General features: G+C 64.9%; 11 protein-coding genes. 1 reads left to right on the top strand and 10 read right to left on the bottom strand.

What is annotated here, in order from left to right; translation table 11 throughout:
* Positions 1-14: 14 nt before the first annotated feature.
* The 10 genes from M2342_RS02515 to ectA all read right to left on the bottom strand — a co-directional run bounded on the left by M2342_RS02515 (position 15) and on the right by ectA (position 12,991).
* On the bottom strand, positions 15-1,046 hold the full coding sequence (locus M2342_RS02515) for a hypothetical protein (RefSeq protein WP_264577902.1): 1,032 nt from the start codon (positions 1,044-1,046) through the stop codon (positions 15-17).
* A 73-nt stretch (positions 1,047-1,119) separates the two neighbouring features.
* Positions 1,120-2,592, bottom strand: a complete 1,473-nt coding sequence (locus M2342_RS02510) for an FAD-dependent oxidoreductase (protein ID WP_264577901.1) — start codon at positions 2,590-2,592, stop codon at positions 1,120-1,122.
* Between the two features lie 80 nt (positions 2,593-2,672).
* Entirely contained in the window at positions 2,673-5,516 is a 2,844-nt protein-coding gene (locus tag M2342_RS02505) for a TonB-dependent receptor plug domain-containing protein (protein WP_264574185.1), read from the bottom strand.
* Between the two features lie 236 nt (positions 5,517-5,752).
* Complete coding sequence (locus M2342_RS02500) at positions 5,753-7,099, bottom strand: MFS transporter (protein ID WP_264577900.1); 1,347 nt, start codon at positions 7,097-7,099, stop codon at positions 5,753-5,755.
* The gene (locus M2342_RS02495; protein ID WP_264577899.1) at positions 7,096-8,331 is read right to left on the bottom strand and encodes an MFS transporter; all 1,236 of its coding nucleotides are present in this window, start codon (positions 8,329-8,331) and stop codon (positions 7,096-7,098) included. Before M2342_RS02495 ends, M2342_RS02500 begins: the two co-directional genes overlap by 4 nt.
* 22 nt (positions 8,332-8,353) lie before the next feature.
* Entirely contained in the window at positions 8,354-9,790 is a 1,437-nt protein-coding gene (locus M2342_RS02490; RefSeq protein ID WP_264577898.1) for an aspartate kinase, read from the bottom strand.
* On the bottom strand, positions 9,787-10,707 hold the full coding sequence (gene thpD / locus M2342_RS02485; protein WP_264577897.1) for an ectoine hydroxylase: 921 nt from the start codon (positions 10,705-10,707) through the stop codon (positions 9,787-9,789). Before thpD ends, M2342_RS02490 begins: the two co-directional genes overlap by 4 nt.
* Positions 10,708-10,739: 32 nt before the next feature.
* Complete coding sequence (locus M2342_RS02480) at positions 10,740-11,153, bottom strand: ectoine synthase (protein ID WP_264577896.1); 414 nt, start codon at positions 11,151-11,153, stop codon at positions 10,740-10,742.
* 15 nt (positions 11,154-11,168) lie between these two features.
* The gene (gene ectB, locus M2342_RS02475) at positions 11,169-12,479 is read right to left on the bottom strand and encodes a diaminobutyrate--2-oxoglutarate transaminase (RefSeq protein WP_264577895.1); all 1,311 of its coding nucleotides are present in this window, start codon (positions 12,477-12,479) and stop codon (positions 11,169-11,171) included.
* The gene (gene ectA, locus M2342_RS02470) at positions 12,476-12,991 is read right to left on the bottom strand and encodes a diaminobutyrate acetyltransferase (protein WP_264579971.1); all 516 of its coding nucleotides are present in this window, start codon (positions 12,989-12,991) and stop codon (positions 12,476-12,478) included. The genes ectB and ectA overlap by 4 nt, the downstream gene beginning before the upstream one ends.
* Positions 12,992-13,261: 270 nt before the next feature.
* Here ectA and M2342_RS02465 point away from each other — a divergent pair, with 270 nt between their 5' ends.
* Positions 13,262-13,756, top strand: coding sequence for a MarR family winged helix-turn-helix transcriptional regulator (locus M2342_RS02465; protein ID WP_264579970.1), 495 nt, complete (start codon positions 13,262-13,264; stop codon positions 13,754-13,756).
* Positions 13,757-13,758: the final 2 nt, after the last annotated feature.

The raw sequence follows: 13,758 nt of genomic DNA, 5'->3' as shown, positions 1-13,758 counted from the left end.
CCGCCCGCGCGTCATCATTTGAAAGTCACCCGCGCCACCGCAATCCCCTTCTCGCCGGAGACGGCATAATAGAGATAGATGCGGCCATCGTCGTTGAGAACGCCGGGATCGCGCAAGGCATGCTCCGCGCCCGTCGCCATGCCCCCGCGCGAGGAGACCAAAGGCAGATTGGCGCCTTCATAGGCCTTTTCCGGGCGCATCACTTCTGTTGGCGTCGAGGCTGTCCACTCCGACCAGTCGGGCCGCAGATCGACGCTGGCATGGAGGATGCGCTCTGGCGAGTCCCCTACATTGGTGTAGAAGACATGCAGCGTGTCGCCGATGCGCGTCACGCCGGCATGACGCATCTCATCGAGAATGCGCGGGCCGGCTTCGAACGGCGGCAGGAGCGACGCGGACCGGAAGAACTGGCCACTGCGCAGCCAGACCGGATAGGCGCTCGCCTTGTCGGCCATGCCCAGGCCATAGCTGCTGCCCTTGTAGCTGAACACGCGAATATAGGGCGCCCCGAACGCGCCGGACGCAGCGGTAAAGCTCAGACCATCTGGCGACGTCGCAACAAAGCTGCGCTGGGCGTAGGGCCGGCCGCCATAGTCGCCGCCGGGCATCTCGGTGGCGCCATGATAATAGAGCACGATCCGTTTATTCTCTTCATCCACGACGGCATCGGGAGACGAGATGTGGTGCAGCGCCGAGGTCTGCTCCAGCCGCAATGTGCCATTTTTATAGACGGTCCAGGGGCCTTCAGGCCGATCGGCATAAGCCAGGCGGATGTAGCCGCCGCGGTGATGGCCGAAATACATATAATATTTGCCGAGCGGATTCTTGATCCAGCTCGGCACCCGGATCACCGACGGGCCGTTGATGTTGTTGCCCAGATCGCCTTCCAGGCCCGGCATGTCCGGATAGATGACGGGGCCTGAGCCGATGCGCTCCGCCACCACGGCCGAGACCTTGACACTCTCGGTCGAGCGCGATGTCGGCGCCTGAGCCGTCGCGGGAGAGGCGCCGGCGAGGATCGGAGAGATCAGGAGGCTGGCCAGCAACCCGGCATATGTTCGCTTCGTCCTGTTACCGCTCCACATCTCTCTGATCCTCTCCATCGTCTCTATGGGAGCCTCAGGCCTGCCGGCTGGCCGCCTGCGCTGTCTGGCTCGTCTCACCAGGCTGGTCATGCAGGAACACGCCCTGCCTGCGCAACTCTGCCTGCAGGCTGGTCACATCGAGCGCGCGGGGCTGGACGCCGGCGTTCACGCTGAGCGCGGCTGCAGCACCGGCGGCCTGGCCGGTCAGCCAGCATTGCGGGATCTCGCGCATGAAGCCATGCGAGTTGGCATCGCAGCTGATGTGCTTGCCGCCCGCCAGCAAGCCATCGAGCTTGCGCGGGACCAGCGCGCCATAGGGCACCGAGATCACCGGATATTTGAGGCTGACCGAAGGGCTGACGCCAACCTCGTCAGGCAGCGCAATGCCGTCGGCCCACTGGCTGCGCAGGATCTTGCCCATGCCGGCCAGACGCCGTGTGTGCCGCACGCCAAGCTGCGAGCCGCTCTGCAGCATATAACATTGCTCGAAGCCCGGCGCATGCTCGAGGAAGAACTCGCAATGCGTCTGCATGAAGCGGTGCGAGCGGATCTCCAGCTCGGTCTGGTCATCCACGTCCAGCGCCGAGAGGCCGGACTGGCGCGGGCCGAGGAACAGCGCGATGTCGTTGCGCCAGGAGACATAAGGCGGCTGGAAGAAGCCGAGCCGCTCGCGGCCGAGCTTGGCGAACTCGGCATATTGCTCGGGCTCATTGGCGCGGAAGGCCAGCCAGCGGTCCATGTCCACACCGCCCAGCATGAAGCCGGTGTTGGCGCTGTGGTGGACGTCGCCTTCCTCGATGTCGGTGTCGAACTCGGCCCCGGCGCGCGCGAAGATGTCGCCATCGCCAGTGGTGTCGACCACCACCTTGGCGCGCAGCGCCTGACGCCCGGCCTTGGATTCGAACACCACGCCCTCGACCTTGCCATCGGCGACCATCGGCACCGCTGCCCAGCTGTGGAACACCAGCCGCACGCCGGCTGCCAGCAGCATCTCCTGGCTGATCAGCTTCAACCGCTCGGGATCGAGCGTGGGCGACCAGCAGACCGTGCCGTGGAAGGCCGCAGTGCGCTGGCCCCAATAGCTCGCCTTCTTGGGATCGCGCGAGCCCCAGTCGGCGCGCGGTGGTCCGGCAAGGCCAGCGGCGGGCAAGCGCCCGAGCACATCATTGGCAAAGCCCTGGATGACCTGGCGACCGGTCCAGTCGGTCATCCGGTCGATCCAGATGACGAGGCCGCCGGTGGAAAGCCCGCCAAGATGATTATAGCGCTCCATCAGCACCACATCGGCCCCGGCCTGCGCCGCCGCCCAGGCCGCCGCCGTGCCCGAAGGCCCGCCGCCGACCACCAGCACGTCGCAGCTGTGATACACCGGAATCTCGCGTGCAGGCTCGACCCAGGTCCCCGTGCCATTGGCCCGCGGCAGCACCCGACCACCCGTCTCGAACACGTCAGAGGCCAGAAAACGATCCTCCGACTGGCGAACTTCCTGAACTTTAGGTCTGTCCATAATCGGCGAACCATATCCTTTCTGGGGAGGGATGGCGCTGCGGGCGCCATCCCATGAGTGTTGGTGAAGCGCGGGTGCCCTTACATCTTGAACCGCAGACCGACGCGGAATGCGCGCCCGACCTGATCGAACAAGGGCGATGCCTGGTCCGGGAAGGGCGGCGCGACATTGAAGATATTGTTCAGGCGAATGAACATCTCCCGGCTCCGATCGGCATCCCGCGAGACATCGACCGTGAACGTCGCGTTGGTGTAGAAGGTGTTCTTCGTATCGTTGAAGTTGATGCTGTTCAGCGTGCCAGTCCCGACAACGAAATCATTGTCGATCTTGCCGCCCTGCAGCCAGCGCAGGTCCAGCGTGCTCGTCAGGCGGCCCAGCTCATGCGTGACGAGGCCGGACACGCGCCAGTGCGGCGTCACATATTCGCCTGCCCGTTCTTCCGTGCTGGCGGTGGACACGGCCGTGGTGGCCAATGTGTCCAGATATGTCCCGAGCAGGCGAATGGAGAGCGACCCGGCGCCCTGACCGAAGATGTTCTCCAGCGAGGAGCGATAGGCGGCTTCGAAGTCGACGCCCTTGGTCTTCAGACGATCCAGATTCTCGAAGCGGACCGTCACACCGGTGATGTCGCCGGCCGGGGCACCGCCAGAGGTCGTGACGAGACTGCAGAAGTCGGAAATGCCGTCAACATAGCAGCGCTCAAGCACCTCGTTCGCCGAGATCGTCCCGATCACGCCCTTGATGTCGATATCGTAATAATCGACCGAGAGACGCAGGCCGTCCAGCCAGCGGGGCTGATAGACGATGCCCGCCGTGAGCGTATCGGCCTTTTCAGGATCGAGATTGGGGTTGCCCAGAGACGCGACCTCGACGGTGTAGTTGGTCGACCGGCGCGGATCGCGAATATTCTGGCGCGCAACCGTCGTCGGCGCGAACAGCTCGGCAAAATTGCCGGCCCGGATATCGCGGGACCGCGTGGCGCGAAGCCGCAGTTCGCTCGACAATTCCCACGTGCCGCCGACCTTCCAGGTCGTGACGCCGCCCGATGTGCTGTAGTCCGTGTAACGCGCGGCGAGGTTGAGATCGAACGAGCGAATGAACGGCAGATCCTTCAATAGCGGGATCGCCAGTTCGCCGAACACTTCCTTCACATTATAGCTGCCGGAGATCGGCTGGCGCGCGCCGCTTTGCCACTGGCCGGCCTGCGAAATGGCGTCCACCGTCGCATCGATCGACTCTTCGCGATACTCCGCGCCGAACGCGGCGTTGATCGGGCCGGCCCAGCCTTCAAACAGCGCGCCATTGGCGCTGAACGCCGCCACTTGCTGCTTGGTGATGAGGTCGAAACGCGACGTGCCGGTGATGTAGGCAATGGCTTCCTGCGAGGGCGATCCAAAGCCGAAGAGATTGAGCGGTGCGCACGCCGGGTCGTCATTGAGCGGATTGGCATCGGCATTCACGCGGCAAACGATGTTGCTGCCGGAGCGCACGGCGTCGATCGCCTTGCGATAATTGATCATGTTGATCTGGCCGACATACTCCTGGACGAAGTGATTGCGGCCATATTGGTAATAAGCATCGAACGACCAGTCCCCGAGCGTGCCTTCCACGCCGACGACGCCGCGATAGACCGACGGCGAGCCGACATGTCCACGCACGGCGCCCAGGCCCTGCTCGCGCAGAGAGCGACCGAAGTTGAAGCAGGTCACGCCGGCGGCAAGCGCACGCGTGCGGAAGTCATCGCTCAGATAGGGGTTGGTGATCGGCACCAGCACATTGCCGGTCTGCCCGCCGGGAATGGTGGTCGCCGAACAGGTGGGGTTGCCGGTGACGGAGCCCTGCTGACGCGGCTCGGCGAAATAACCATTGGTGATCGACCGCGCGAAGCTGCCTTCCGCAAACAGAGTGAGGTTGTCGACCACCTCATAGGAGACGCGAGCCATCGCCGAATAGCGCTCGACCGGCTGCTGGAGGTTGCCGCCGGGATTGATGATCTCGGTGTAGTTGCTCGTGCCGCCGATCATCCGGTTGCCGAAGACTTCGCCATAACCGAACTGGCCGGTCTGCTGCCCCGGCAGGAAGGTCGTGCCACGCAGCGGGCCGCTGGTGATCAGGCCACCTTCCCACAGGTCGGTGCGGCGCACGTCGTCCGCGTAGATGGTCGCAGGCAGGCCATTTTGCGCATAAGCCGAGTTGCCGGCGACGCCACGGCTCACCCAGGGACGCGGGCGATAGGGCGTCTGGCCGATGCCCTCATTCTTGGAATATTCGCCGCCGATCAGAATATGGCCGCGCCCGCCGCCAAAGCTGGTTCCGGCCGCCAGCCCGGCCAGCACGTTCTGGGCATCGCCATATTGCGAAATGCCGCTCTGAACCGTGCCCTCGACGCCTTGGAGTTTGGACTTGAGAATGAGGTTGATCACGCCGGACACGGCGTCCGATCCCCAGGATGCCGAAGCACCGCCGGTGACAACTTCCGTGCGTTCAATGAGAATGGCCGGGATGACGCCGAGGTCGACCGTGCCCTCCGGCGCAGTCGCGACATGGCGGCGGCCATCGACCAGCACCAGCGTGCGCTGCGCGCCGACATTGCGCAGATCGGCAACCACCGTCGCGGATGACAAAGCCCGTGCAACGCCGTTGCCCGTCGTCGAAAAGGCCGGGATGAGGCGGAGCGCGTCATCGACCCGCGTCGGCGCTACGGACTGAATTTGCGCGGTGCTGATGACCGAGGTCGGCGTCGGCGCCGTGAAGCCGCTCGCCTGAATGCGTGAGCCGGTGACGACGATGTCCTGATCGGCCGCTGCGCCGGCAGAAGAGGCCGCACCGGTGCCTTCCGGCTGCGCGCTCGTAATCTGGGCCGTCGCCGGCTCGGCGGCATCGTCGCTCACCTGCGCCAAGGCGCCGCTGAGGGGGCATACCATGGCCGCAATGCAAACGCCCAAATGGAACCGCGAACGGGCTGCGCTGATAGCTTTCATCTGATCCTCTCCCTGCTCAAGCTCTTATTGCGCATCGCCAGACCGAAGACCCGAACCAGCAGAGCTGGGTTCGACACGATTCCCGTTAGGGCTGAGCGCGATAGGATCTGCGGTACGCGCGAGAGGGCCAGATCAGAAGGCCATGTAGCTTTGGCGGTGCATTCTCGATTCGAGAACGCTCAAAGGCGCGTCGGCGTCCCGGCGCGGTCACCGCGAGCAAAAACATCTTCGTGAAGCGAGCGGCCCGCCGTTTCCGGCATGAAGCGCAAGGCAACCAGCCCGACCAGACAGGCCAGCATCATATAGAAGGCCGGCATCAGCTCGTTCCCGGTCAGTGTGATCAGGCCGCTGCCGATGGCCGGCGCCGTGCCACCAAAGATGGAGGTGGAGACATTATAGGCGATGGCGAAGCCCGCGAACCGCGCGGCGGTTGGGAACAGCGCCGGGAATGTCGCCGAAATCGTCGCCAGCTGGGGCACATAGAGGAGGCCGAGCAACACGAATGCAATCGTGGCGCCGAGGAAGCCCGTGCCCATGAGCAGATAAAGCGGCACAACACAGACCAGCAGGCCGATGAGCGAGAAGCGCCACATCGGTTTGCGCCCGATCCGATCCGAGAGCGACCCGGCGAAGGGCAGGAACAGCATCATGAACAGCATGCCGACAATCGGGACGATCAGCGCATGTTGCGCGGTCAGGCCGATGCGCCGCTCGAGATAGGTCGGCATGTAGCTGAGCAGCGTATAGTTGACGACATTGAGCGCGACGACCAGTCCGCCCACGACCAGCATCGGGCGCCAGTGGCTGTGCATGAGCTGGCGGAGCGATACCGACGGCCGCTCTTCGCTCTCATGAGCGCGGAAGACCGGCGTGTCCTCCATGCGCGAGCGCAGATACATGCCGACAAGCCCCATCGGCCCCGCCACGAGGAACGGAATGCGCCATCCCCATTCATACATTTGCGCCTCCCCGAGCAGCATCGAAAAGCTGAGCATGAGGATCGCGCCGAAGGAGAAGCCGGCCAGCGTGCCGAATTCGAGAAAGCTGCCGTAAAAGCCGCGCCTTTTGTCGGGCGCATATTCGGCCATGAAGGTCGCCGCGCCGCCATATTCGCCGCCGGTCGAAAAGCCCTGCACCATCCGCAGCAGGATGAGCAGCGCGGGCGCCCAGAGGCCGATGCTGGCATAGGACGGGATAAGCCCGACCGCGAGCGTGGCGCCCGACATCAGCAGAATGGTGAATGCGAGCACCGACTTGCGCCCCAGCCGGTCGCCCAGCGGTCCCCAGAACAGCCCGCCGAGCGGACGCACCAGAAAGGAGATGGCGAAGGTCGCGAGCGCGAACAGCACCGCATCATCCAGATCGCCCGGGAAGAGCGCAGCCGAGATATAGGTCACGCCATAGGCATAGATGCCGTAATCGAACCATTCGGTGGCATTGCCCAATGCCGAGGCCGCGATCGCGCGGCGCAGCGTGGCAGTCTCGACCGGCTGGTCGGGGGAGGCTGGCAGGGGGGATGCGGTCATTCGGTGTGTCCGTCGACAGTGTTGGGGTCCAGCAGCGAGGCCATGGGGGTGGTGCGCGGGACGATCTGGAAATCCTGCTGGTCGGGGGCCGGCACAGGCGGGGTCGATGCCTGCCGCCAGAGGCCGAAAGCGAGCGTCAGGCCCGCACACAGGGCGATGAAGAAGAACAGGCCGCCTGTGGGCGCCGCGCTCATCAGCAGTGCCGCACCCAGCGGACCGGCGGCAGCGCCGGCCGAGTAGAGCAGCACCAGCCGCCCGCTCGCCGCGACGCGCTCGGCGGCCAGCAACCGGTCGTTGCAGTGCGCGACGCAGAGCGGATACAGCGCGAAGCTCAGCCCACCGAACAAGGCGCCGAGGACCAGCAGGTCCAGCCCGCGCGATGCCAGAATGGCGAGCATCAGGCTGACGACCAGCGTCGCCGTGAAGCAACCGACGATGACGCGCCGCCGGTCCAGCCGGTCGGACAGGCGGCCCAACGGCCATTGCAGGGCCACGCCGCCGAGGATGACAATCATCATGAACGTGGCCGTGGCGCTAAGGTCCAGTCCCAGCCGCCTTACATGGACTGCCGCCATGCCGTAAAAGGCGCCAAGCATCAGGCCCGTCGCCACCGCACCGACCGTGCCCAGCGGCGAGGCGGCGTAGAGTCCTCGTATCGTAAAGGCCTCCGCATCCACCGGCGCCGGCGCGCTGCTGCGGGTGAGACAGAGCGGAATGATCGCCAGCGAAATGAGAATGGACGCGAGCAGAAACGGCGCGGCCGGCAGCGTGCCACTGGCACCGAGCAGCAGCTGGCCCACTGCCTGCCCGAGATAAAGCGCGACCATATAGGCGGCGAGGATGCTGCCCCGCGTCTCCATCTCCGCCCGGTCGTTGAGCCAGCTTTCGAGGCAGATGAAGACCCCGGCCACGCACAGGCCGTCGATCAGGCGCAGGCCTGCCCAGAACGGCGCGGACTGGATCAGGGCATAAGAAAGCGTGCTCGCCGAAAGCAGCGAGACGAACACCGCAAAGGCGCGGATATGCCCCACCCGGCGAACGATCTCCCCGGCCCGCAGCGCGCCGACGACCAGCCCGGCGAAATAGGCCGTGGCCACCACGCCGATCACGATCGTGCCCGCCCCGGCTCGCTCCAGCCGCAGGCTGATCAGCGTCGACAAAAAGCCACTGCCCGCCATCAGCATGAAGATGGCGAGCAGGAGGCTGCGGACGGGCTGGATCGCGGCGAGCATCAGGGGTGGAGCAGCGCGCGGATCACGCCGCGCGCCGGTCCTCCGTCATGGCCGCGTCATCTTCCACCAAGGCGCGGTGGAGAGCGCCGACGGCTGTCTCATAATCCTCGACAGCGACGATGAACTGCACGTCGACATTGCGGATCTGGTGTTGCATCGCGATGATCGGCACGCCTTCATCCGCGAGCGCGCGCAAGGCATCGGCCAGCAGCCCCGCCCGCGAGATGTCGCTGCCGATCACCGAAACGATCGCCACCGGCTGGGCGGAGATCGCCGCATCGGGGTAGCGTCGCTGCAGATCCGCGATCACGCGCTTCACCGTCGGCGCGTCCGTCGAGAGATAATGGGTGATCGTGTTGGCGTTGGAGGCCTTGCTGACGATCCACGCGCCGTGGCGGGTCAACGCCTCGAGGATCGCGGCGTCATAGCCCTTCACCCCGACCATATCCTGCTCGAAGAACTGCAGGGCCTGCGCCTGGCGCACGCCGGTCACGATTTCAACGCGCGGCGTATCGGAGACATATTTGCCGCAGATGAGCGTGCCGCCATCCTCCCGATCGAAAGTATTGCGCACGCGCAGCGGGATCTCCGTCTGACGTAAGCCCCGCCCGGCGCCGGGGTGAATGGCCTCCATGCCCAGATTGGCGAGCTGATCGGCCACGTCATAATTGGTGCGACCGATCTTGCGGGCCTTGTCCGTCCCGACGAGGCGCGGGTCGGCGCTCGAAAGGTGGAATTCCTTATGGATGACCGCTTCGCGTGCGCCGGTCAGCACCGCGATGCGCGAGAAGGTCATTTCCGAATAGCCACGGGCATAGAGCCGCACCATGCCCTCGCTGCATCCGGCATAGCCGGTCACGATCGGCAGCGTGTTGCTGAGATCGATGGACGCGAAGGCCTGCAGGATGCGCTCATCCAGTTCGCGCATGTCCTGCTGGTCCCACAAGGTGAGATCGACGAACGCGGCGTTGACGCCCCGGTCGCGCAGCAGCAGCGCCGTCGAATGCGCGCTGTGCGCCTCGCCGAGGCCAGCGAGCAGCTCGCGCACCGTCACCAGCTGCTCCTTGAGGCAGAAGCGGCCGTGACTGCGCAGCCGCGCCAGATCATCGAGGCAGGCGGCGACGGTGGCGATCCGCATCTCGACAAAGGCGTCCGCTTCGGCGAGGCTTTCTTCGCGCACGAACATCCCGGCGTTGCGCGTCTTCATCGCGTCGCGCACCGCGTCCATGGCGTGGCGCCAGCCATCGGCATCGTCATCCGCGACAAAGCGGGCATAGACCCCCGGCTCGCCGCTCTTCTTGTGCTCCAGCAGCAGGTCGGTCATGCCGGCATAGGCCGAGACGACGAAGATGCGGTTGTAGAGATCGGCACCCTTGCGGCCGGCGATCAGCACATTGTCGAACAAAGTCGTCGTGGCGGCCATGGATGTACCGCCGATCTTTTCCACACTATGGCTCATGCCAGCGCCTCCTCCATCAACGGCCCCTTCACAGGCGTGATCGCCTGCGGCTCGCCTCGCGCGGCAATGAAGGCCGGGCGCGGCGTCTCGACACCGAACGGCGCGACCAGTCGGTTGCAGACGGCATTGTAGACCAGAAAGGCATTGGCACGCGGGAAGGGCGTGATGTTGCCGTTCGATCCGTGCATGATGTTGCAGTCGAAAATCACCACGGATCCGGGCTTGCCGGTCGGCGCGACGATGCCGAACGTGTCGGCCAACTCGGCGAGATTGTCCTCGTCCGGCACGCCATATTCCTGGCGTTTGAGCGACTGGCGATAATGGTCCTGCGGCGTTTCACCGACGCAGGTGAGGAACTGGCGATGCGATCCGGGGATCAGCATCAGCGGGCCGTTATGCGGCGTGTTTTCGGCCAGCAGCACGGACATGGACAGCGCCCGCATGCGCGGCATCCCGTCCTCCACATGCCAGGTCTCGAAATCGCTATGCCAGTAGAATTCCTTGCCGCGAAAACCGGGCTTATAATTGAGCCGGGACTGGTGGATGTACACCTCGTCGCCCAGCAGGAAGCGGGCGACCTCGGCCAGGCGCGCATCGGCGGCCAGCCGCCCGAGCACCGGACTTTGCGCGTGGATGCGGAAGATAGAGCGGATCTCGCGGCTGCCCGGCTCGCTGATCACCGTTTCTTCTTCCAGCGCATCGGGATCGGCCAGCAGCTTGCCGGCATGGCGCTGGAGAAACGCGACTTCCTCGTCGGAAAACAGGTCTTCCAACACCAGATAGCCGTCGCGGTCGAAGCGCTCGGCCTGTGCGCGGCTGATGGGTGCGTCCTCGCTCCAGTCGCTGTGAACGACGGGGTCGAGGCGCGGCGAAAAGGCCGCCACGCTATCGTGGCGGGATGGGTAGAGGTCTTGCATGCTTCTCCCCCTTCTAATGGTTGAAAGGTAGTTCAGTCGGCGAGCGCGGGCTCGCGCGGAGCGCTGGTGTCGGCGGGATAGGCACCATGTTCGTCATGGACTTCCTTGCCGGTCACCGGCGGATTGAAGGTGCAGGCGCACAATATGTCCGTCTCCGGACGCACGATGTGCCGGTCATGGTCGTTGAGGGCGTACATGACGCCGGGCGAGAGCTTGTGCGTCACGCCGGTGCCCAGATCCTCGATGGTGCCGCTGCCCTTGAGGACCAGCACCGCCTCCAGATGGTTCTGGTAATGCATGTGCAGTTCCTCACCCGCGTGCATGGTGGTGACGTGGAAGGAAAAGCCCATATCGTCATCCTTGAGGAGGAGGCGTGCGCTCTCCCAGCCCTTGGACTTCACGTTGCGGTCCGTCTTGCGGATGTCCTGCAGCTTGCGAACAATCATAGTGCGTATCTCCTCTTACTCTGCGGCGACGCCATAAGGGACGCTGAGCGCGGACCCGATGCTCTCCTCGAGAATGTCGAGGCCGGCCGACAGCACGTCGTCCTCGATCACGAGAGGCGCGAGCACCTTCACGATCTCGTCATGTGCACCGCTGGTTTCGATGATGAGCCCCTGCGCAAAGCAGGCGGCGGTGATGGTTTCGGCGACCTCGCCGGATCCGACATCGATGCCGCGCATCATGCCGCGACCGCGGGTGGAGAGGCCATGTTCGGCGGCCATCGCCTCCAGCCGCCGCTCCAGCAGCGCGCCGCGACGGGCGATGTCCTGCTGGAATGTGTCGTCGCTCCAGAAATGGCGAAGCGCGGCGGTGGCGGTCACGAAGGCATGGTTGTTGCCCCGGAAGGTGCCATTATGCTCGCCCGGCGACCATTGATCGAGCGCGGGGCTGAACAAAGTGAGCGCAAAGGGCAGGCCCATGCCGGAGAGCGACTTCGCCATCGTCACGATGTCCGGCGTGAAGCCCATGCCCTCGAAGCTGAAGAAGTTGCCGGTGCGGCCGCAGCCCGCCTGAATATCGTCGATAATCAGCAGCGCGCCATGGCGCTTGGCAATCGCCGCGATCTTGCGGAGCCATTCCGCCGACGCGACATTGAGCCCGCCTTCGCCCTGCACCGTTTCCACCAGAATGGCGGCAGGCGCATCGAGACCGCTCGAGGGATCAGACAGGCGGCGTTCCAGCAGCTCGGCCGTGTCGACGTCCGGCCCATGATAGCCATCATAGGGCTCATGCGCGACATGACTCAGCGGCACGCCGGCGCCGCCGCGCTTGGCGGCATTGCCGGTGCAGGCCAGCGCGCCCAGCGTCATGCCATGGAAGCCGTTGGTGAACGCGATCACCATCTCGCGACCGGTGATCTTGCGGGCGAGCTTGATTGCGGCCTCGACGGCATTGGTGCCGGTCGGCCCGGTGAACATCGCGCGATAATCCAGCCCGCGCGGGCGCAGAATAACCTCCTCCAGCGCGGCGAGAAAATCCGCCTTCGCATCGGTGTGCAGGTCTAGGCCATGGGTAATGCCGTCGCTGGCGACATAATCGACCAGAGCGCTTTTGAGGACCGGATGGTTGTGGCCGTAGTTGAGCGTCGAGCAGCCCGACAGGAAGTCGAGATAGCGGCCACCCTGATTGTCGTGCATCCAGACGCCCTGCGCGCGGTTGAACTGACGCGGCATGGAGCGCGCATAGCTGCGCACGCCGGATTCCCGCCGCTCATAAATGGCGGTGTCGGGTTTGCGGGCCGTGGGATGGGGCAAGATGTTGGCGGTCATGCTGTCAGCGTTCCTTCTTCTGTTGCGGCTGCCAGATGAGGCAGCGGGCCGAGGCGCGCCTGCCACTCGGGGGCGTGCGCTCCGGCAAAATGTGACTCGCGCTCGAAACGCGCGGTCTTCTCGATCGGGACGTTCCACCGCCGCGCCAGTCCTTCGAACAGCGCCCAGGATGCGCGGTTGTCCTGCGTGATCGTGGTCGTGACGTGAGTCACGCCATGCTGCTGCGGGCGCGCCAGCAAGGCCTCGATCATCCGGCCTGCAAGGCCATGGCCCCGCATGGAGGCGGCGATGGCCACCTGCCAGACGAACAACGTCTCGGGCGATTGCGGCACGCGATAGCCAGACACCCAGCCCACCAGTGCGCCATCGCATTCCGCGACGGCACAGCTATCGGCGAAATCGGTGCACTGGAGCAGGTTGCAATAGGCGGAGTTCGAATCCAGCGGCGGTGATGCGGCAATCAGGGCACTGACGGCAGGCCCGTCCGTGGCGGCAGGCTTTCGAAGCGAGATAGATCGCCCCTCGCGATCTAAAAAGTGCGCAGAAGCCCTTGGCGGCTCAAGAGCCGCTGTAGCTTGTCGATCAAAGATTGTTTATCTCCCGAATTATCTTTTCTGAGACGCGACGCTGTGCAGAGCGTCGTTCGGCGCCATATATGGCACTTATCTCGCGCACTTCAACAGGAAGAGGCAAATTTTAGTTCATCTGATAAAGCATATGCCCGCCCGCTCCCGTCGTTCCGGCGAATTGGCGTGGGGCGCGCCTTGCGCTATCGACACGGCATGAGCCTCGATATTGCTTCATCCACTTTGCGCGCCTTGCGGCGGATTCTCCGCGCCACGGAGATCGGCAGCCGCCAGCTCGCCACGGCCACCGGCCTCACGCCCTCGCAACTGCTGGTGCTGCGGGAGATCGCCGCCGCCCCCTCCCCTACGCCAAGCGCGATTGCCCAATCGCTGCAGTTCAGCCAGGCCACCATCACGGCGATCGTCGACCGCCTTGTCGCCTTGGGCTTTGTTCAGCGGGAGCGCAGCGAACGCGACAAGCGGCAGTTCCATCTGCATGTTCTGGCGGCGGGAGAAACCGCCCTTTCAGAAGCGCCCGACCCCCTTCAGGCGACCTTCACCGAGCGCTTTTCAGCTCTGCCCATCTGGGAACAGGCGATGGTCCTCGCCGCAACCGAGCGTCTCGCCATGTTGATGGACGCCGAACATATCGACGCGGCCCCCTTGCTCGACAGCGGCCCGATCGACCGGGCGCAGCCGCATTCATCCTGAGC

The sequence above is a fragment of the Sphingobium sp. B8D3A genome (genome assembly GCF_025961995.1).
GTDB lineage: Bacteria > Pseudomonadota > Alphaproteobacteria > Sphingomonadales > Sphingomonadaceae > Sphingobium.
Note: the sequence above shows the minus strand (reverse complement) of the source record. Positions and strands in the feature narration are given on the sequence as shown.

Bases quoted from the DNA above. Each gene is read 5' to 3' on its own strand.
- M2342_RS02490 (WP_264577898.1), bottom strand. From the start codon at position 9,790: ATGAGCCATAGTGTGGAAAAGATCGGCGGTACATCCATGGCCGCCACG.
- M2342_RS02465 (WP_264579970.1), top strand. From the start codon at position 13,262: ATGAGCCTCGATATTGCTTCATCCACTTTGCGCGCCTTGCGGCGGATT.
- M2342_RS02500 (WP_264577900.1), bottom strand. From the start codon at position 7,099: ATGACCGCATCCCCCCTGCCAGCCTCCCCCGACCAGCCGGTCGAGACT.
- ectB (WP_264577895.1), bottom strand. From the start codon at position 12,479: ATGACCGCCAACATCTTGCCCCATCCCACGGCCCGCAAACCCGACACC.
- M2342_RS02510 (WP_264577901.1), bottom strand. From the start codon at position 2,592: ATGGACAGACCTAAAGTTCAGGAAGTTCGCCAGTCGGAGGATCGTTTT.
- M2342_RS02495 (WP_264577899.1), bottom strand. From the start codon at position 8,331: ATGCTCGCCGCGATCCAGCCCGTCCGCAGCCTCCTGCTCGCCATCTTC.
- M2342_RS02480 (WP_264577896.1), bottom strand. From the start codon at position 11,153: ATGATTGTTCGCAAGCTGCAGGACATCCGCAAGACGGACCGCAACGTG.
- M2342_RS02505 (WP_264574185.1), bottom strand. From the start codon at position 5,516: ATGGTATGCCCCCTCAGCGGCGCCTTGGCGCAGGTGAGCGACGATGCC.
- thpD (WP_264577897.1), bottom strand. From the start codon at position 10,707: ATGCAAGACCTCTACCCATCCCGCCACGATAGCGTGGCGGCCTTTTCG.